This window comes from Mesorhizobium sp. WSM4976, from assembly GCF_029625685.1.
Lineage (GTDB): Bacteria > Pseudomonadota > Alphaproteobacteria > Rhizobiales > Rhizobiaceae > Mesorhizobium.
Genome location: NZ_JARTVT010000016.1, coordinates 16,636 through 35,255, shown reverse-complemented (window position 1 = coordinate 35,255; position 18,620 = coordinate 16,636). Strand labels below are relative to the sequence as shown.

General features: G+C 63.6%; 12 protein-coding genes. 8 read left to right on the top strand and 4 right to left on the bottom strand.

The features are described from left to right. Positions 1–17 precede the first annotated feature (17 nt). The 3 genes from hemH to P9272_RS19895 all read left to right on the top strand — a co-directional run bounded on the left by hemH (position 18) and on the right by P9272_RS19895 (position 2,771). Positions 18–1,082 (top strand): ferrochelatase, encoded by a 1,065-nt coding sequence (gene hemH / locus P9272_RS19905; RefSeq protein ID WP_278161860.1) that lies wholly within the window; start codon positions 18–20, stop codon positions 1,080–1,082. 243 nt (positions 1,083–1,325) lie between these two features. Further along, positions 1,326–2,276, top strand: coding sequence for an SPFH domain-containing protein (locus tag P9272_RS19900; protein ID WP_128256072.1), 951 nt, complete (start codon positions 1,326–1,328; stop codon positions 2,274–2,276). Between the two features lie 30 nt (positions 2,277–2,306). Then, positions 2,307–2,771: an NfeD family protein gene (locus P9272_RS19895; RefSeq protein WP_278161859.1), complete on the top strand. Its 465-nt coding sequence runs from the start codon at positions 2,307–2,309 to the stop codon at positions 2,769–2,771. 6 nt (positions 2,772–2,777) lie between these two features. Here P9272_RS19895 and P9272_RS19890 read toward each other — a convergent pair whose 3' ends face one another. After that, positions 2,778–3,779, bottom strand: coding sequence for a KpsF/GutQ family sugar-phosphate isomerase (locus tag P9272_RS19890; RefSeq protein ID WP_128256074.1), 1,002 nt, complete (start codon positions 3,777–3,779; stop codon positions 2,778–2,780). A 160-nt stretch (positions 3,780–3,939) separates the two neighbouring features. Here P9272_RS19890 and P9272_RS19885 point away from each other — a divergent pair, with 160 nt between their 5' ends. Continuing rightward, the gene (locus P9272_RS19885; protein ID WP_278161858.1) at positions 3,940–5,739 is read left to right on the top strand and encodes an outer membrane beta-barrel protein; all 1,800 of its coding nucleotides are present in this window, start codon (positions 3,940–3,942) and stop codon (positions 5,737–5,739) included. Positions 5,740–5,820: 81 nt separating this feature from the next. Here P9272_RS19885 and galU read toward each other — a convergent pair whose 3' ends face one another. After that, positions 5,821–6,726 carry a UTP--glucose-1-phosphate uridylyltransferase GalU gene (gene galU / locus P9272_RS19880; RefSeq protein ID WP_128256076.1) on the bottom strand — a complete coding sequence of 302 codons (906 nt, stop codon included), beginning with the start codon at positions 6,724–6,726 and terminating at the stop codon, positions 5,821–5,823. Positions 6,727–6,965: 239 nt separating this feature from the next. On the opposite strand from galU, the gene P9272_RS19875 reads away from it, so the two are divergent. Then, positions 6,966–8,186 (top strand): lytic murein transglycosylase, encoded by a 1,221-nt coding sequence (locus tag P9272_RS19875; protein WP_128256077.1) that lies wholly within the window; start codon positions 6,966–6,968, stop codon positions 8,184–8,186. Between the two features lie 103 nt (positions 8,187–8,289). Beyond that, complete coding sequence (locus tag P9272_RS19870; protein WP_278161857.1) at positions 8,290–9,498, top strand: DUF459 domain-containing protein; 1,209 nt, start codon at positions 8,290–8,292, stop codon at positions 9,496–9,498. Positions 9,499–9,596: 98 nt separating this feature from the next. Here P9272_RS19870 and P9272_RS19865 read toward each other — a convergent pair whose 3' ends face one another. Both P9272_RS19865 and gltB read right to left on the bottom strand, forming a co-directional pair. Beyond that, a complete protein-coding gene (locus P9272_RS19865) occupies positions 9,597–11,051 on the bottom strand; it encodes a glutamate synthase subunit beta (protein ID WP_128256079.1) in 1,455 nt (484 codons plus the stop codon). 191 nt (positions 11,052–11,242) lie between these two features. Beyond that, on the bottom strand, positions 11,243–15,979 hold the full coding sequence (gltB, locus tag P9272_RS19860; RefSeq protein ID WP_278161856.1) for a glutamate synthase large subunit: 4,737 nt from the start codon (positions 15,977–15,979) through the stop codon (positions 11,243–11,245). 492 nt (positions 15,980–16,471) lie between these two features. On the opposite strand from gltB, the gene P9272_RS19855 reads away from it, so the two are divergent. Together P9272_RS19855 and P9272_RS19850 are read left to right on the top strand one after the other, a co-directional pair. Then, the gene (locus P9272_RS19855) at positions 16,472–17,521 is read left to right on the top strand and encodes a low specificity L-threonine aldolase (RefSeq protein ID WP_278161855.1); all 1,050 of its coding nucleotides are present in this window, start codon (positions 16,472–16,474) and stop codon (positions 17,519–17,521) included. Between the two features lie 22 nt (positions 17,522–17,543). Continuing rightward, entirely contained in the window at positions 17,544–18,437 is an 894-nt protein-coding gene (locus P9272_RS19850) for an MBL fold metallo-hydrolase (RefSeq protein WP_128256082.1), read from the top strand. The last annotated feature ends 183 nt before the right edge of the window (positions 18,438–18,620 follow it).

The window sequence follows — 18,620 nt, the reverse complement described above, 5'->3', positions numbered from 1 at the left end:
GCTATCGGAGACCGTTGATGACGCTTGCCACCCCCACCAATGTCAACACTGCGAGGACCGCTGGTCTGCTGCCTGCCGGCCACCCGGCGGTGAAGCAGGGTAAGATCGGCGTCATGCTGATCAATCTCGGCACACCCGACGGAATCGAATTCGCGCCGATGTGGCGGTACCTTAGGGAATTCCTCTCCGACCCGCGCGTCATCGAGCTCAACAAGGCCATCTGGTACCCGATCCTTTACGGCCTCGTTCTGACCACCCGGCCGAAAAAGTCCGGCGCCAACTATGCCAGGATCTGGAACCGGGAGAAGAACGAGTCGCCACTGCGCACCTTCACCCGTTCCCAGGCAGAGAAGCTCGCCGTTGCCCTCGCCGATCAATCGAACGTCGTGGTCGATTGGGCGATGCGCTACGGCAATCCTTCAACGGCAAGTGTCGCGCAAAAGCTGGTCGAGCAGGGTTGCGACCGCATCCTGTCCTTCCCGGTATATCCGCAGTATTCGGCAACGACCACGGCGACCGCCAACGACCAGCTGTTCCGCGCGCTGATGAAGATCAGAAACGCGCCGGCGATCCGCAGCGTGCCGCCCTATTACGATGAACCGGTCTACATCGAGGCTCTCGCTCATTCGATCGAGCGGCATCTTGCGACCTTGGACTTCAAGCCGGAGGTCGTTATCGCATCCTACCACGGCATCCCGAAACCTTACTTCGAGAAGGGTGACCCCTACCATTGCCATTGCCTGAAGACGACCAGGCTGCTGCGGGCAAGGCTTGGCTGGGACGAGAACAAGCTCATCACCACCTTCCAGTCGCGCTTCGGCGCTCAGGAATGGCTGCAGCCCTATACCGATGTCACGGTCGAGAAGCTGGCGAAGGACGGGGTGAAATCCATCGCCGTCGTCAATCCGGGCTTTTCCGTCGACTGCATTGAGACGCTGGACGAGATCGGCCGCGAAGCGGCCGAAACCTTCCATCACGCCGGCGGCAAGAACTTCGCCCATATCCCCTGCCTCAACGACAGCGCCGAGGGCATGGCGGTCATCGAGGCGCTGGTCCGGCGCGAGCTTTCCGGCTGGGTGTGACCGGCTTCACCGACAGGCTTTGAAGCTGCTGCGCAAAACTCGCCGCTAACCAATATCAATGCATGATGCCGGAAAGTGTGAGCGGTTTTCGGACGACATCATGCTCCCCCCTATTGACCTAGAGCGGATGATCTCAGGTCGATCCGGCCTGAAATCATCCGCTCTGGCGATCACCCGATTGTAACGTTACGGAAACACACTTAAGTGATTCCGTGAGGTCGCCGCCTTTGAGGGAGAAACGAAATGGGCTTTAGCGGTTTCGATATTGCCATCATTGTTCTTGTTTTCCTGGTCATCATTCTGCTTTTCAAGGGCATAAGGACGGTGCCGCAAGGTTACAATTACACGGTGGAGCGCTTCGGCCGTTACACCAAGACACTGACCCCCGGCCTCAACATCATCAACCCCATCTTCGAGCGCATCGGTGCCAAGATGAACATGATGGAACAGGTGCTCGATGTCCCGACGCAGGAGATCATCACGCGCGATAACGCCATCGTCGGCGTCGACGGCATCGCCTTCTTTCAGATCCTCAACGCCGCACAGGCAGCCTACCAGGTCTCAGGCCTGCAGAACGCCATCCTCAACCTCACCATGACCAACATCCGTACCGTCATGGGCTCGATGGATCTCGACGAATTGCTTTCCAATCGCGACGCCATCAACGAGCGCCTGCTGCGCGTCGTCGACGAGGCGGCGCACCCCTGGGGCATCAAGATCACACGCGTCGAGATCAAGGACATCAACCCACCGGCCAATCTTATTGAATCGATGGGCCGCCAAATGACGGCCGAGCGCAACAAGCGCGCCCAGATCCTCGCCGCCGAGGGCTTGAAGCAATCGCAGATCCTCGAGGCCGAGGGTCGGCGGGAAGCCGCCTTCCGTGATGCTGAAGCGCGCGAGCGCTCGGCGGAAGCCGAAGCCAAGGCGACCCAGGTCGTGTCGGAAGCCATCGCCAAGGGCGACGTGCAGGCGCTCAATTACTTCGTCGCCCAGAAATACACCGAGGCGCTGTCCAAGATCGGCTCTGCGCCCAACAACAAGATCGTGCTGATGCCGCTTGAGGCGTCATCCCTCATCGGCACGCTGGGCGGCATCGGCGAGATCGCCCGCGAAGTTTTCAAGGGCGACGGCTCTTCCGGCACGCAGCGGCAGGCATCCCGCCCGCCAGTCGTCAAGCCCAGCGACAACTGATGTGACGCCGTCTGGGGTAGGAGAACATCAATGATCGACCGCATCGTTTCGGAACTCGGTCCGTGGAACTGGATGGTTCTCGGCATCGTGCTTCTGGTGATGGAAGTCGTGGCGCCCGGCGTGTTCATGCTGTGGATCGGCATTGCGGCCCTCATCATCGGGGCGGTGTCGCTGGCAATCTGGCACGCGGCCTTCTGGACCTGGCAGGTGCAGGTGCTGGCTTTCCTCATGCTGGCGGTGGTCTCGGCCTATGTCGGCAGGCAGATAGCGGTGTCGCGCCAAGGCAGCGTCGACCAGCCTCTGCTCAACCGCCGCGGCGCGCAGATGGTCGGCAAGACAGCGACATTGACGGAGCCGATCAAGAACGGCCGCGGCCGCATCCGGCTCGGCGACACGCTGTGGCGCGTCTCCGGCCCCGACCTGCCGGTCGGCACGCAGGTACGGGTGACCGGGGCGGCGGACACCGATCTGGAGCTGATCGTCGAGGCGATCTGAGTTTGTTTAGGCGGCGCCTATGCGCAGCAGATCGTGCAGATGCACCAGACCAACCGGCCGTTTGCCCTCGATCACCATCAGGCTGGTGATGGCGGAGGTGTTGATCGTCTGCAACGCCGTCGCTACCAGCGTGTCGGGGCTTGCGGTCTTCGGCTTCTTCGTCATCACCTGATCGACGTTCATGGAAAGCAGGTCGCTGGCGATGTGGCGGCGGATGTCTCCGTCGGTGATGATGCCGGCCAGCGCGCCGTCGGGGGCGGTGATCGCCACGCAGCCGAAGCCCTTGCGCGACAATTCCAGGATCGCTTCGCGCATGCCGGTTCCCGACGGCACCAGCGGCAGTCTTTCGCCGACATGCATGATCTCGCGCAACTGAGTCAGATTGGCGCCGAGCTGGCCGCCCGGATGGAAGGTACGGAAATGGTCCGGGGTGAAGCCGCGCGCCTCGAGCAGCGCGATCGCCAAGGCATCGCCCATGACGAGTTGCAGCAGGGCGGAGGTTGTGGGCGCCAACCCATGCGGACAGGCCTCGGGTACGGGCGGCAGCAACAGCACGACATCGGCGGCCCGCGCCAGCGCAGAGCTCTCGCCCGACGTGATGGCGATCAGCGGGATGGAAAAGCGCCTGGAATAGGCGACGATGCCCATCAATTCCTTGCTCTCGCCCGACCAGGACATGGCAATGATGGCGTCGTCCCGAGCGATCATGCCGAGATCGCCGTGATTGGCCTCGGCCGGATGGACGAAAAAGGCTGGCGTGCCTGTCGAGGCCAGCGTGGCGGCGATCTTGGAACCGATATGGCCGCTCTTGCCGACGCCGGTGACGATAACGCGGCCGTCGATCCGTGAAATCAGGTCGATGGCCGCCGCGAAGGGCTCGGCCAGTCCGTTTGCTAGCCCGGCGGCCAGGGCCGCCATGCCGGCCTGCTCCGTCGACACTGTTCTCAGCGCCGATTCGATCGCAGCCTGACTGTCCGGCCGCTTTCTTTCTGGGGACCCCGCATGCATGGGCGAAGCGATTAGCGCTTTGGCGCGCTCCTGTCCAACAGAATTGCCTTGAGCCTCGGAATGGAGGGGCTCAGAGGCGGCTCTCTCAACCCTCCGTTAACCATCCGCATTTACGGTTCGGTAAGTATGGCGCGACCGCGCCGCGCAAGCAGTGGTGACGATGTCCGGGGGCCAGCCTGAAACGAAAATCGGTCGGAGGGGCATTGCCGTCGCAGCACTGCTACTGACGGCGAGCGCGTTAGCCTTGCTGCGTCCGGCGCCGGCATTTTCGCAGGAGACCGAGCTGCGCGGCGACGTTTCCGACTCGGCCATACTCGCCGACCAGCACCGCAAAGCCAGGCAATTGCGGGCGCAAGGATCGCAGGATCAGAACGCATCCGCCGCGGCCGCCCAGGACACGGCACCGACGACCTATCAGCCGGCAAGCCTCGGCGCGGTTCCCGATGACCGCCAGACGGCGGGCGCGTCGAACGGCATCTTCGATCAGCCGCAGACAACGGACGATCCATTGGCCGATACGACGAAGCCGGCAAAACCGCGCCGGCCATCGACGGCGGCTCAACGCGCTCACGACTCCAAGGCCGACACAAAGGCGAACACCAAGACCGCCGACAAGAAGAAGACCAAGAAGAAAGCGGGCGCGTCTACCGATAGCACCACCACCGCCGGAATCGCCGTCACCGGTGACCAGACCGATGCTGCGCCGACCGACGACGACGGCAGCAACCGCCGCGCCGTCACCATCGACAGCGTCGACAAGCGGAAGCTCGACCCAAGCCAGGAGCGCACCGGATCGATCGACGGCCAGAAGGTCAAGCCGGAGGACGATCCCTTCGCCGCTCCCGGCGTCGGGATCGGCACCTTTGTCTTCCGGCCGACGCTCGAGCAAGGCTTCACCGCGACGTCCAATGCTGATTCCAGCAGCACCGGCAAATCCGCCGTTCTGTCCGAGACGTCGCTGCGGTTCACGGCGACCTCCGACTGGCGCGAGAATTCGGCTCTGATCACCGGCCACGGCCTGTTCCGCAACACGGTCTCAGGCGAGAAGATCAACGATGCGCAGGGCCGCATCGACGGTCAGCTCAATGTCGATCTCGACAACGAGCTGCGCGCCATCGCCAAGCTAGGCTACGAGGCGGCACCGGAATCCGCTTCCTCGCCCGACGCGATCGCCGGCGTCAATCAACAGCCGCTGCGCCAGACCCTGGACGGCAGCCTCGGTCTCGAAAAGAGTGTCGGCAAGATGCGTTACGCGCTGACCGGCGCAGTCTCGCATGATTTCTATGGCGACGCCGAACTCACCGACGGCACCAGCATATCGCAGAAGGATCGCAACAACACGCTCTACACCGCCACGTTGCGCACGGGCTATGAGGTCTCGCCGGCACTGACGCCTTTCACGGAAGTCGAGCTCGGCCGCAGGGTCTATGATCAGCGCCTCGACACAGATGGCTTTGAGCGTTCCTCGAAGCGGCTTGGCGCGCGCGCCGGCGTCGAGCTCGACATGGGCGAGAAGCTGTCGGGCGAATTCTCTGTCGGCTGGTTGCGTGAGGCGCTCGACGACAGCCGCCTTCCGGCAATCGCCGGGCCATCCATCAATGCCGATCTCAAGTGGTCGCCAGAACGCGGCACCATCATCGGGCTCACCGGCAAGACCAATGTCGAGACCACCACGACGGCGGGTCAGAGCGGCGATATCCTTTATTCGGGCCGGCTGACGGGCGAGCGGCAAATCCGCGCCAACCTGACCGCGAACTCGGCACTTGGCCTCGATTGGCGCGACTATACCGGCTCCGACGGCCACGACCTGATCCTGAGCGCCGAGGCCGGGCTGACCTGGTGGCTGAACCGCTATACCGGCCTCACCACGAGGGTGCGGACGGAGAAACTGACCAGCAACCTGCCTGGACGCGACTACACGGCCAACAGCGTCTATCTCGGCCTGAAGGTCCAGCGCTGAAGAGCTGCTCAAGGTACGTGAGCACGGGAAGCGCGGGAACCTGCCGTTCGCGGCCCGGCCTCACCTGAATATCGGCTTAGGCTAGAACGCCGCGCCGCGGCGCTCCACCGGCCGCACCTCGTCGAGCAGCGTGCGGATGACGCCGGCCATGCTTGCGTTCATGTCGCTGCGCCACAGCGCGAAGGCGACGTTGGCCTCGACGAAACCCTCCGGCGAGCCGCAGTCGAAAGTGCGGCCCTTGTAGTGATAGCCGTAGAAGGGCTGCTGTTTCTCCAGCTTCAGCATCGCGTCGGTCAGCTGGATCTCGTTGCCGGCGCCGCGTTCCTGGCTTTCCAGGATGCCGAAGATTTCCGGCTGCAGGATGTAGCGGCCGTTGATGTAAAGATTGGAGGGCGCTGTGCCCTGCTTCGGCTTCTCCACCATGCCGGTGATGCGGAAGCCGTTATGCGTGTCCTCGCCGCGGCCGACAATGCCGTATTTATGCGCTTCGAGGGGGTCGCATTCCTGCACGGCGATGATGTTGTTGCCGGTCTCGTCGTAAAGCTCGACCATACCCTTCAAGCAGCTCTTTTCCGACTGCATGATCATGTCCGGCAGAAGCAGCGCGAAGGGCTCGTCGCCGACCAGCTCGCGAGCGCACCAGACGGCGTGGCCGAGGCCCATAGGCACCTGCTGGCGCGTGAAGCTCGTCTGTCCCGGCGCCGGCTGCAGCCGCTGCAGGCGGGCGAGTTGGTCGTCCTTGCCGCGCTGGGCGAGCGTGTCGTAGAGCTCGAATTGGACGTCGAAATGGTCCTCGATGACCGCCTTGTTGCGCCCGGTCACGAAGATGAAATGCTCGATGCCGGCCTCGCGCGCCTCGTCGACCACATATTGGATGACCGGCCTGTCGACAACGGTCAGCATTTCCTTGGGGATGGCCTTGGTGGCCGGGAGGAACCGCGTGCCGAGGCCGGCGACCGGGAAAACTGCCTTGCGAACGCGCTTCATGCTGACACCCCTGCTTTTTGGCCAATTATCCGCTCGGCGGCACGCTCCGCAATCCCCCCGAACATTTTCACGACGAAATCATTTTCACGCCGGAATGTTGGAATACCGAACGGCGAGGTTGAATGTGACAGCTAAAAGCCGCGACACCTCTTTTCGTTCCCGGCGACACCTATGGTAAACTAAATACTAACCCAGTTCGGCGTTGAATGATCCTTCCTGATTTGACGAAGGAGGAAATGATGTCCGTTCGCAACACCGCGAAGCGCCTGACGGCATTGGCGACCGCCGCCGGCGTCACGCTGGCGCTGCTGATGCCCGCCGGACCCGCTTTCGCCGATGCCGGGTTCCGCCAGTGGGTCGCCGGCTTCCGCGCCACCGCAGTGGCAGGCGGCGTTTCGGGCGCTGTCTACGATCAGGCCATGAGAGGCATCGAGCCCGATCCGGTCGTGCTGGAAAAGGCCCGCACCCAACCGGAATTCACCGCTCCCGCCTGGGACTATTTCGACAACCGCGTGCATGACCAGTCGGTCGCCAATGGCCGCGCGATGGCGAGGAAATGGAAGCCGTGGCTGGATCGCATCGAGGCGCGGTTCGGCGTCGATCGCAACATCCTGCTGGCGATCTGGTCGATGGAATCGAACTATGGCGAGATCCTCAAGCGCGACGACATCATGCGCAACGTCGTCCGCTCGCTGGCGACGCTTGCCTATGGCGACGCGAAGCGCGCGAAATATGCCCGCACCCAGTTGATCGCGGCGCTGAAGATCCTGCAGACCGGCGACATCGACGAGAGCCATCTGATGGGCTCCTGGGCCGGCGCGATGGGCCAGACCCAGTTCATCCCGACCAGCTATCAGCGCTTTGCGGTCGACATGGACGGCAACGGCAGGCGCGATATCTGGAACTCGATCCCCGATGCGCTGGCGACCTCCGCCAATCTGCTCATGAAGAATGGCTGGCAGGCCGGCAAGACCTGGGGCTATGAGGTCACCATACCGGCCGGCAAGCTGCCCGGCGGCGCAAAGACGATCGCCCAGTGGCAGGCGCTCGGCGTCGTCAGGGCCAGCGGCAAGCCGTTCAGGAATCTGACCGACAAGGCGACGTTGAAGGTGCCGGACGGCCGGGGCGGCCCAGCCTTCCTGATGATCAGGAACTTCTCGGTCATCAAGGCCTACAACAATGCCGACAAATACGCTTTGGCCGTCGGGCTTCTCGCCGACGAGATCGCAGGCGGCACCGGCCTGGTGCAGGACTGGCAGCGCCCCTTCACCAAGCTCACCTTCGAGGAGCGGCAGGAGCTGCAGAAACGTCTTTCCGAGCATGGCTATTATGACGGCAAGTTCGACGGCAAGATCGGTGACGGCTCGAAGGCCGCCATCATGGCCTATCAGGCAAAGGTTGGCCTGACCCAGGATGGCTATCCGAGCCTGGAAGTGCTCAAATGGCTCCGCAAGCAGTAGAGCCGGCGTAAGCGCCAGCCATCCTTTCAAAGACGGCAAGGATGCTGTAGCGCTTCGCACCTGTGCGCGGCCGTGTGCCGCGCGCCAAGGGATGGAGACGTGTTTGGTTTCGGTCGCGCGCATCAGGCAGGGCATTCGCCGGGCGCCGATCCTGATTCTCGCCCTCGCCGTGCTTGTCGTCACCGCGGCAGGCGCCTTTCACGCTCCTGCGTTCGCGCAGGAGGAAAGCCGCGGCTGGTCGCTGCGCGACCTTCTGTTCCCCCGCCGCAGCGAACGCATCGAGCCACCCGTCGAAGTCCAGCCAAGGCCAAAGCCGAAGAAGAAATCCAAGCCGCGCCCGCCGGCGCAGCCCGAGACGCCGATCGTCGAGAAGACGAATGACGCCCGCGTCGTCCTGGTGGTCGGCGATTTCCTGGCAGGCGGACTGGCCGAAGGCCTGGACGCCGCTTTTGCCGACAATCCCGCCGTCAGGATAGTCGCTCGCAGCAACGGTTCCTCCGGCTTCGTGCGCGACGACGTCTACAACTGGCCGGTTGAGATCAAGACGCTGATCGAGACTGAGAAACCGGCCGCCGTGATCGTCATGCTGGGCTCTAACGACCGGCAGCAGATGAAGGTCGGCGATGTGCGCGAGCAGCCGCGCTCGGAGAACTGGACCAAGGAGTATGAACGCCGCACCGATGCGCTCGGCAGGGCCCTTCAGGAGACCAAGGTGCCGTTCCTGTGGGTCGGCATGCCGGCTTTCGGTGTGTCGAAGATGAACTCCGACATGCTTGCTTTCAACGACATCTATCACTCCGCCGCCCAAAATCATGGAGGCGAGTTCGTCGATGTCTGGGACGGGTTCGTCGACGAGAACGGCGCGTTCGTCACCTCCGGCCCCGACATCAACGGCCAGCCGGTGCGCCTGCGTTCCGACGACGGCATCAACGTCACCAAGGCTGGCAAGCGCAAGCTCGCCTTCTATACGGAAAAGCCGTTGGCAAAGATCCTCGGGCTGGCGGCGCCGGGAAGCGTCACGACCGTATCGGCGCCGGCGGGCGCTCCGGTCGAGGCGACCAAGCCGGCCGCCGCCCCCGTCATCGTCGACCGCACCGCACCGATGTTGCTCGGCGATCCATCTCTCGATGGCGGCACCGAACTGCTCGGCGCAACGCAACCGGCCAGGGCCGACCCGAACCTGCCCGGCGAAAAGCTGATCCTGGAAGGAAAGGCTCCTACGGCCTCGCCCGGCCGCGCCGACGATTTTTCCTGGCCGCCGAAGCCGACCGCCGCCGCTCAACCCGACACGACGACGGGCGTCAGCCGTTAGAGCAATTCCAGGAAAAGTGTGAGCGGTTATCCGTCAGGAATTGCGTCAAAACAAAGAGATAGAGCGGTTCGCCCGCTTCTATGAAACGGTGAAACGCTCTAGCGCGGCAGAACCGTCGATCCCATCAGCGCCTCGTCGATCGAGCGCGCCGCCTGACGGCCCTCGCGGATCGCCCAGACCACCAGCGACTGGCCTCGGCGCACGTCGCCCGCGGCATAGAGCTTGTCGACGCTGGTCCTGTAATCGCGATCATTGGCCTCGACATTCCGGGAGCGGCGGCTGTCGGTGACGACCTTGATCTTGCCGTCCAGCTCCTTCATCAGGCTGTCGCCCGCTGGCCCGGCAAAGCCGATGGCGATGAAGGCGAGGTCGGCGCGGATGACGAACTCTGTGCCGGGGATCGGCTTGCGCTTGTCATCGACCTCGCAGCAGCGCACGCCGGTCAACTGGCCGTCCTCGCCGATGAATTCGAGCGTCGCCACCTGGAATTCGCGCTCGGCGCCCTCGGCTTGCGAGGAGGACGTGCGCATCTTGGTCGCCCAGTAGGGCCATACGGAGAGCTTGTCTTCCTTCTCCGGCGGCTGCGGCCGGATGTCGAGCTGCGTGACGCGCACCGCACCCTGGCGGAAGGCGGTGCCGATGCAGTCTGACGCGGTATCGCCGCCGCCGACCACCACGACATGCTGCCCGCCGGCGATGATCGGGTGCGAAGGCCAAGCCACAGACTGGATCGGCTCGCCCCCGACGCGGCGGTTCTGCTGCACCAGATAGGGCATGGCATCGTAGACGCCGCTGAGATCATTGCCCGGAATGCCAGCCGGACGCGGCGTTTCGGAGCCGCCGCAATAGAGCACCGCATCGAATTCGTCGATGAGGTCGGCCACCTTCATGTCGACGCCGACATTGACGCCGCAATGGAAGGTCACGCCCTCGCCCTGCATCTGCTCGATGCGCCGGTCGATATAGTGCTTCTCGATCTTGAAGTCGGGGATGCCGTAGCGCATGAGGCCGCCGGGGCGGCTTTCGCGCTCATAGACATGCACGTCATGCCCGGCCCTGCCGAGCTGCTGCGCCGCCGCCATTCCGGCCGGGCCGGAGCCGATGACGGCGACACGCTTGCCGGTCTTCCTTTCCGGCGGATAGGGCCGGATGTGGCCGGTTTCATAAGCCTTGTCGGCGATCGCCTGCTCGACTGTCTTGATGGCAACCGGAATATCCTCGAGGTTCAGCGTGCAGGCTTCCTCGCAAGGCGCGGGGCAGATGCGGCCGGTGAACTCCGGGAAATTGTTGGTCGAATGCAGGTTGCGGATCGCGCTGTCCCAGTCGCCATTGTAGACGAGGTCGTTCCAGTCCGGGATCTGGTTGTGGATCGGGCAGCCCGTCGGTCCGTGGCAATACGGAATGCCGCAATCCATGCAGCGCGCGGCCTGTTTCTCGACCTCCTTGTCCGACATCGGCAGCGTGAATTCGCGGAAATGCCGGATGCGGTCCGAGGCCGGCTGGTACTTATGCACCTGCCGGTCGATCTCGAGAAAGCCTGTTACCTTGCCCATAGTCCAGTCCCTGCTGTCCGAAGGCACGCTTTTTATCGCGCACCCGTTAACCCCATAAGGCCGCCATGGCAACCGCACCTTGTTGGAGCATGACCCTCGCCGAGTTCCCACGTTTCGGGGCCATGCTCTCGGGGTCAGGATTGTTGGTGAGGATGCCGGCCGGAAGTCGTCTTTCCGGCCATGCCCGATGCTTATTCGGCCGCCACGCTCATGCGCATGCGTTCCATCTCGATCAGGGCGCGGCGATACTCCACCGGCATGATCTTGCGGAATTTCGGCCGGAAGTTCTGCCAGTTTTCGAGGATCTCGCGGCCGCGCACCGAGCCGGTGTAATGCACGTGGTTCGAGATCAGCTGGTAGAGTCTCTCCTCGTCATGGCTGGTCATGTCGCCCGACACGTCGACGCGGCCCTTGTGGTCGAGGTCGCCGCCGTGATGGAGCAGTTTCTCCATCAGGTCGTCCTCCTCCGGGACCGGCTCGAGCTCGACCATCGCCATGTTGCAGCGTTCGGCGAAATCGCCCTTCTCGTCCAGCACATAGGCGACGCCGCCCGACATGCCGGCCGCGAAGTTGCGCCCGGTCTTGCCGAGCACGACGACGATGCCGCCGGTCATGTATTCGCAGCCATGGTCGCCGACGCCTTCGACGACGGCGGCCACGCCGGAATTGCGCACGGCGAAACGCTCGCCGGCGACGCCGGCGAAATAGGCCTCGCCCTCGGTGGCGCCATACAGCACCGTGTTGCCGACGATGATCGATTCCGCCGCGACGATCTTGGCTTCTTCCGGCGGGCGGATGACGATGCGGCCGCCAGATAGGCCCTTGCCGACATAGTCGTTGCCGGCGCCGACCAGCTCGAACGAGACGCCGCGCGCGAGAAACGCACCGAAGGATTGGCCGGCCGTGCCGGTGAGCTTCACCTGGATGGTATCCTCGCGCAGGCCCTTGTGCTTGAAGCGCTTGGCGACTTCGCCCGACAGCATCGCGCCGGCGGAGCGGTCGACATTGCGGATCGGCAGCTCGATGGTGACGGGCTGCTTGGATTCGAGCGCCGGCTTCGCCAGCTCGATCAGCTTACGGTCGAGCACGTCGTCGATCGGATGCCTCTGCCGCTCGGTCCAGTGCAGCGCCTCATGCGACGCGTCGGGCTTGAAGAACATCTTGGAGAAGTCGAGCCCGCGCGCCTTCCAGTGCTGGATCACGTCGCGCTTTTCCAGGAGATCGGTGTCGCCGATGATCTGGTCGAGATTGGTGAAGCCCATTTCGGCGAGCAGTGCACGCACCTCTTCCGCCACGTAGAAGAAGAAGTTGATGACATGCTCGGGCGTGCCCTTGAAGCGCTTGCGCAGCACCGGGTCCTGCGTCGCCACGCCGACTGGGCAAGTGTTGAGGTGACACTTCCGCATCATGATGCAGCCCGCCGCGATCAGCGGCGCGGTCGAGAAGCCGAACTCGTCGGCGCCGAGCAGCGCACCGATGATGACGTCGCGGCCGGTGCGCAAGCCGCCATCGACCTGCAGCGCGACTCTGCTGCGCAGGCCGTTGAGCACCAGCGTCTGATGCGTCTCGGCAAGGCCCATTTCCCATGGGCTGCCGGCGTGCTTGAGCGATGTCAGCGGCGAAGCGCCGGTGCCGCCGTCATAGCCGGAGATGGTGATGTGGTCGGCGCGCGCCTTGGCGACGCCCGCCGCAACCGTGCCGACGCCAACTTCCGACACCAGCTTGACGGAGACGTCGGCCGCCGGATTGACGTTCTTCAGGTCGTAGATAAGCTGCGCCAGATCCTCGATCGAATAGATGTCATGATGCGGCGGCGGCGAGATCAGGCCGACGCCGGGCGTCGAATGCCTGACCTTTGCGATAGTGGCGTCGACCTTATGCCCAGGCAACTGGCCGCCCTCGCCGGGCTTGGCGCCCTGCGCGACCTTGATCTGCATGACGTCGGAATTAACCAGATACTCCGCCGTCACGCCGAACCGTCCTGAAGCGACCTGCTTGATCGCCGAGCGTTCCGGATTCTTGCCGCCGCCGGGCAGCGGCAGATATCGGTCGGCCTCCTCGCCGCCCTCGCCGGTGTTCGACTTGCCGCCGATCTGGTTCATGGCGCGCGCCAGCGTGGTGTGCGCTTCCCGGGAGATCGAGCCGAAAGACATCGCCCCGGTCGAGAAACGCTTGACGATCTCGGCCGCCGGCATGACGTCCTCGAGCGCGACCTTCTTGCGGCCGGTTTCGTCGGCCAGCTTGATCTTGAACAGGCCGCGGATGGTTTGTGCCCGCGCGGTCGCGCTGTCGATCTGCGCCGAATACTCCTTGAACGTGTCCCAGGACCCCTGGCGCACGGCATGCTGCAAGGTAGCGACCGCATCCGGCGACCACATATGCGCCTCGCCGCGCATGCGGAACATGTATTCGCCGCCGACTTCCAGGGTGTTGCGCAGCACTGGGTCGTTGCCGAAGGCGTCCAAGTGGCGGCTGAGCGTCTCGGTCGAAATCTCGTCCAGTCCGACACCTTCGATTAGCGTCGCCGTGCCGGTGAAATACTTCTCGACGAAATCTGACTTCAGCCCGATCGCGTCGAAGATCTGCGCGCCGCAATAGGACTGGTAGGTCGAGATGCCCATCTTGGACATCACCTTGAGGATGCCTTTGCCGATCGACTTGATATAGCGCGAAACCACCTCGTATTCGTCCACCTCAGCCGGCAGTTCACCGCGCTTGTGCATGTCGAGCAGCGTGTCGAAGGCAAGGTAAGGGTTGATCGCCTCGGCGCCATAGCCGGCGAGGCAGCAGAAATGATGCACCTCGCGCGGCTCGCCGGACTCAACGACGAGGCCCACTGACGTGCGCAACCCCTTGCGGATCAGGTGGTGGTGCACCGCCGCCGTGGCCAGAAGGGCTGGAATGGCGATGCGGTCGGGCTGGACCTGGCGGTCCGACAGGATGATAATATTGTAGCCGCCGGCGACCGCCGCCTCCGCGCGCTCGCAAAGCCGGTCGATGGCGCCTTGCATACCCGCGGCGCCCTCGTTCGAGCCGTAGGTGATGTCGATCGTCTTGGTGTCGAAACGGTCTTCGGTGTGGCCGATGGAACGGATCTTCTCGAGATCGCCATTGGTCAGGATCGGCTGGCGCACTTCGAGCCGCTTGCGGCGCGACGTGCCGACCAGGTCGAAGATGTTCGGCCGCGGCCCGATGAAGGACACCAGGCTCATCACCAACTCCTCGCGGATCGGGTCGATCGGCGGGTTGGTGACCTGGGCGAAGTTCTGCTTGAAATAGGTGTAGAGCAGCTTCGACTTGTCCGACATCGCCGAGATCGGCGTGTCGGTGCCCATCGAGCCAACCGCTTCCTGACCGGTGGTCGCCATCGGCGCCATTAGTAGCTTGGTGTCTTCCTGCGTGTAGCCGAAGGACTGCTGGCGATCGAGCAGGCTGACATCCTTGCGCAGCGCGCGCGGCTCGACCGGCTTGAGCTCTTCGAGGATCAGCTGCGTGTTGGCGAGCCAGGTCTTGTAGGGATGCCTGGTCGCGATCTCCGACTTGATCTCCTCGTCCGAGACGATGCGGCCCTTGGCGAGATCGATAAGCAGCATGCGGCCGGGCTGCAGCCGCCACTTCTGCACGATCTTCTCCTCCGGCACCGGCAGCGCGCCGGCTTCCGACGCCATGATGACGCGGTCGTCGTCGGTGACGATGTAGCGAGCCGGGCGCAGGCCGTTGCGGTCGAGCGTGGCGCCGATCTGGCGGCCGTCGGTGAACACCACCGCCGCCGGCCCGTCCCACGGCTCCATCAACGCTGCATGGTACTCGTAGAAAGCCTTACGGTCGGCGTCCATGAGCTTGTTGCCGGCCCAGGCTTCCGGGATCAGCATCATCATGGCGTGGGTGAGCGAATAGCCGCCCTGGAACAGGAACTCGAGCGCGTTGTCGAAGCACGCCGTGTCCGACTGTCCCTCATAGGAGATCGGCCACAGCTTCGAGATGTTGTTGCCGAACAGCTCGGAATCGACCGAGGCCTGACGCGCCGCCATCCAGTTGTTGTTGCCGCGCACCGTGTTGATCTCGCCATTATGCGCGACCATGCGGTAGGGATGCGCCAGCTTCCACGACGGGAAGGTGTTGGTCGAGAAGCGCTGGTGGACCAGGATCAGCGCCGTTTCGAAGCGCGGATCCTTGAGGTCCTTGTAATAGGCGCCGACCTGGTAGGCCAGGAACATGCCCTTGTAGACGACGGTGCGCGCCGACAGCGACACGCAATAGGCGCCGATGTCCTTATTGTCGTTCTCGGCATAGATGCGGCCCGAAATCACCTTGCGCAGCAAATAGAGCCGCGCCTCATATTCCTCGTCATCCGGGATGTCGGCCGTGCGGCCGATGAACACCTGCCGGTGGAACGGCTCCGAGGCCACAATATCCGGCGCCTTCGACAATGACGAATTGTCGACCGGCACGTCGCGGAAGCCGATTAGCGGCAGCCCTTCCGACTGCGCCGATTCAGCGATGATCTCTTCTATATGGGCGCGAAGCGCCGCGTCCTGCGGCATGAACCAATGGCCGACGCCATACTGGCCGGCCGGCGGCAGTTCGATGCCCTTGGCCGTCATTTCCTCACGGAAGAAAGCATCCGGGATCTGCACGAGCACGCCGGCACCGTCGCCGACCAGCGGATCGGCGCCGACGGCGCCGCGATGGGTGAGGTTTTCCAGCATCGCCAGACCGTCCTCGACGATCCCGTGCGACTTCACGCCCTTCATGTTGGCGATGAAGCCGACGCCGCAGGCGTCATGCTCGTTGCGCGGATCATAGAGGCCCTGGGCGGCCGGACCGCCGGAAGTTCGGAGGGCTTGCGTCCGGACGGTATTTTTAACGGCTGCCGCTTTCGTCTGCGCGGCCTGGCCGTTGATCGCAGATGGCGTCAGTTCCGTCATCGTCCTGTCCTCCGTTCTTCACCTTGGCCCTGATTGTCTCAGGGCGCTGGCTTGCCTTGGGAAGCGAGAGGGCTTCCCCTTGATCCTTGCTGCACGTCTCGCGAAATCCATCGAACCATACGGCTATACGCCCGGTTCGCATCCGGTATCGTACAGGCCAGAGCCAGGCCGTCTACCCGCCGCTCACGACAATGGCCGGAATGGCAGCTATGATACGCCAGTCCAGCCTGTTTTGCGCGACAAAATAAGACAGCACTACTGTCCTAAATTTTTTATGGCAGAAATCAAGAGCCTATACAAGACCGATTCACAAAAAACTTGAGGTATGCCGCGACACAAAATTTCGTGACGAGCCCTGCAAACGCAAGCTTTGGTCCAGGTCTTTCGAGACGACTCGCTGGCTTCACCGCTTTGCCGGCGGTTGGCCCTTGCGCTTCTCCCGCCGAAGCGGTCAAGTCCCGCCGCTTTTGCCAATCACGAACGGACCTCTCGATGTTCTTTGCTTCCGACAACTGGGCGGGCGTCCATCCCGACATTTCGGCCAACCTGGCGCGCCACGCCGACGGCGTCGCGACCGCTTATGGCGACGGCGATTTGGACCGGGCCGTCTATCGCCGCTTCAACGAGCTTTTCGAGCGGGAGGTGCAGGTCTTCTTCGTCGCGACCGGCACCGCGGCCAACGCGCTTTCGATGGCCGCGGTGAACCGTGTCGGCGGCATCGCGCTTTGCCATTCCGAAGCGCATATGAATGTCGACGAGTTCGGCGCGATGGGTTTCTATACCGGCGGCGCGCGCATGGCGCCGATCCCGGGGCCGTTGGGGCGCATCGATCCCGAGGCGCTCGACCGGGCTATCAGGCGCTATTCGCAGGATCTTGCTCCCGCCGGTCAGCCGATGGCGGTCACCATCACCCAAGCGACAGAGGTCGGCACGGTCTACAGCGTCGACGACGTCAAAGCGATCGCCGAGATCAGCCGCCGCCACAAGCTGCCACTGCACATGGACGGCGCGCGCTTTGCCAATGCGATTGCGGCGACGGGCGTCAGCCCGGCCGAAATGACCTGGAAGAGCGGCGTCGACCTCATCTCCTTCGGCGCTACCAAGAACGGCTGCTGGATGGCAGACGCGGTGGTGATCCTCAATCCGGATGTCGGCAAGGACCTGCGCCTGCAGCGCCAGCGCGCCGGGCAGACCTTCTCCAAGGCGCGGTTCATCTCAGCCCAGTTCGAAGCCTATTTCACCGACGATCTGTGGCTGAGGATGGCCGGTCGCGCCAATCAAATGGCCGCGCATCTGGCGGAGACGATCGAGGACGCACCGGCAGGCAGGCTCGCCTGGCTGCCGCAGGCCAATGAGGTATTCGCCATACTCAACCGCGAGACCGCCGGGAAGCTGCAGGCGGCCGGCGCCAAATTCTACGAATGGGGCGTGCCTTCAGGATTCGACGGCCACCTCGGCGACAACGAGGCGATCCACCGCTTCGTCGCCAGCTTCGCGACCACGACCGAGGAGATCGATCGCCTCGGCCAGTTGCTGGCCTGAACTTGCTGTCGGGGGCAAGCCGATGACCAGGCCGCCTCTCGGCTCAACAATGCGGCTGGTTCATCCAGCGCCAAATGTGTTGGGCTTCTACGACGGCCGCGTCGACGGGGTTCGTATTTGGTCGGACGAACCGAACTGGCTCGACGACGGGGCGTATACGCTCGGCATCTGCACCTATGCGATCGTCGATGGATCGCAGGCGCTTGTCTATGACACGCACATCTCCCTGGCGCATGCCCGTTTCATCAGGCGCACGCTCGAAGAGGTGGGCGTGACTTCGATACGCGTTGTGCTCAGTCATTGGCATGACGACCATATCGCCGGCAATGAGGTGTTCAAGGATTGCGAGATCATCGCCAACAGCCTCACGGCATCGGCGCTTGGACGCGGCCGCGCCGGGATCGAAAGTGGCAATCCGCCGATCAGGCCGCTCGTGCTGCCCGACAGGACGTTCGACGACAGCCTCAGCCTGACGGTCGGGGCGATCCCCGTCGAACTGCGTCAGGTCGAAATCCACAGCCATGACGGCACGGTTCTGCTGATGCCCGACGCCGGCTTGCTGCTGGCCGGCGACACGCTGGAGGATTCGATCACTTATGTCTCGGAGCCTGAGCATCTGGAGGAACACTTGATCGACCTCGAGCGCATGGCCAGTTGGGTGTTCGATCGGATCCTGCCCAATCACGGTTCCTTCGAGGCAATCGAAGCCGGCGGCTACGACAGAAGCTTCATCACGGCGACCGAGGCTTATGTCCGAAGGCTGCTTGCCTGCCGGCAAGACCCCGACCTGGCCAAGCAGGATCTGAAGACCTTCGGCGCCGGCATGTTTTCAACCACGGCGGTTGAATATTTTGCGCCATACGAAATCGTGCACCGACAGAACGTGGAGGCCGTTGTCGCGGCAAAGCGCCGTTAACGTGCCCCAAGGCGGAAAGGCCCGTTGCCGATGGCACAATAAAAAGCGGCGCCGCGCGGCGCCGCGTGCCGGTGGGGGGGGGGGCGGTGTGTGTGTGTGGGGTGGGGACCGCGGGTTTAGCGGCCCCGTTTGGCGGGGTATGGGTGGGCGTTTTCGAGGGCTGGGGTTTAGAGATATTTGGGG

Bases quoted from the DNA above. Each gene is read 5' to 3' on its own strand.
- hemH (WP_278161860.1), top strand. From the start codon at position 18: ATGACGCTTGCCACCCCCACCAATGTCAACACTGCGAGGACCGCTGGT.
- P9272_RS19900 (WP_128256072.1), top strand. From the start codon at position 1,326: ATGGGCTTTAGCGGTTTCGATATTGCCATCATTGTTCTTGTTTTCCTG.
- P9272_RS19895 (WP_278161859.1), top strand. From the start codon at position 2,307: ATGATCGACCGCATCGTTTCGGAACTCGGTCCGTGGAACTGGATGGTT.
- P9272_RS19890 (WP_128256074.1), bottom strand. From the start codon at position 3,779: ATGCATGCGGGGTCCCCAGAAAGAAAGCGGCCGGACAGTCAGGCTGCG.
- P9272_RS19885 (WP_278161858.1), top strand. From the start codon at position 3,940: ATGTCCGGGGGCCAGCCTGAAACGAAAATCGGTCGGAGGGGCATTGCC.
- galU (WP_128256076.1), bottom strand. From the start codon at position 6,726: ATGAAGCGCGTTCGCAAGGCAGTTTTCCCGGTCGCCGGCCTCGGCACG.
- P9272_RS19875 (WP_128256077.1), top strand. From the start codon at position 6,966: ATGTCCGTTCGCAACACCGCGAAGCGCCTGACGGCATTGGCGACCGCC.
- P9272_RS19865 (WP_128256079.1), bottom strand. From the start codon at position 11,051: ATGGGCAAGGTAACAGGCTTTCTCGAGATCGACCGGCAGGTGCATAAG.
- gltB (WP_278161856.1), bottom strand. From the start codon at position 15,979: ATGACGGAACTGACGCCATCTGCGATCAACGGCCAGGCCGCGCAGACG.
- P9272_RS19855 (WP_278161855.1), top strand. From the start codon at position 16,472: ATGTTCTTTGCTTCCGACAACTGGGCGGGCGTCCATCCCGACATTTCG.
- P9272_RS19850 (WP_128256082.1), top strand. From the start codon at position 17,544: ATGACCAGGCCGCCTCTCGGCTCAACAATGCGGCTGGTTCATCCAGCG.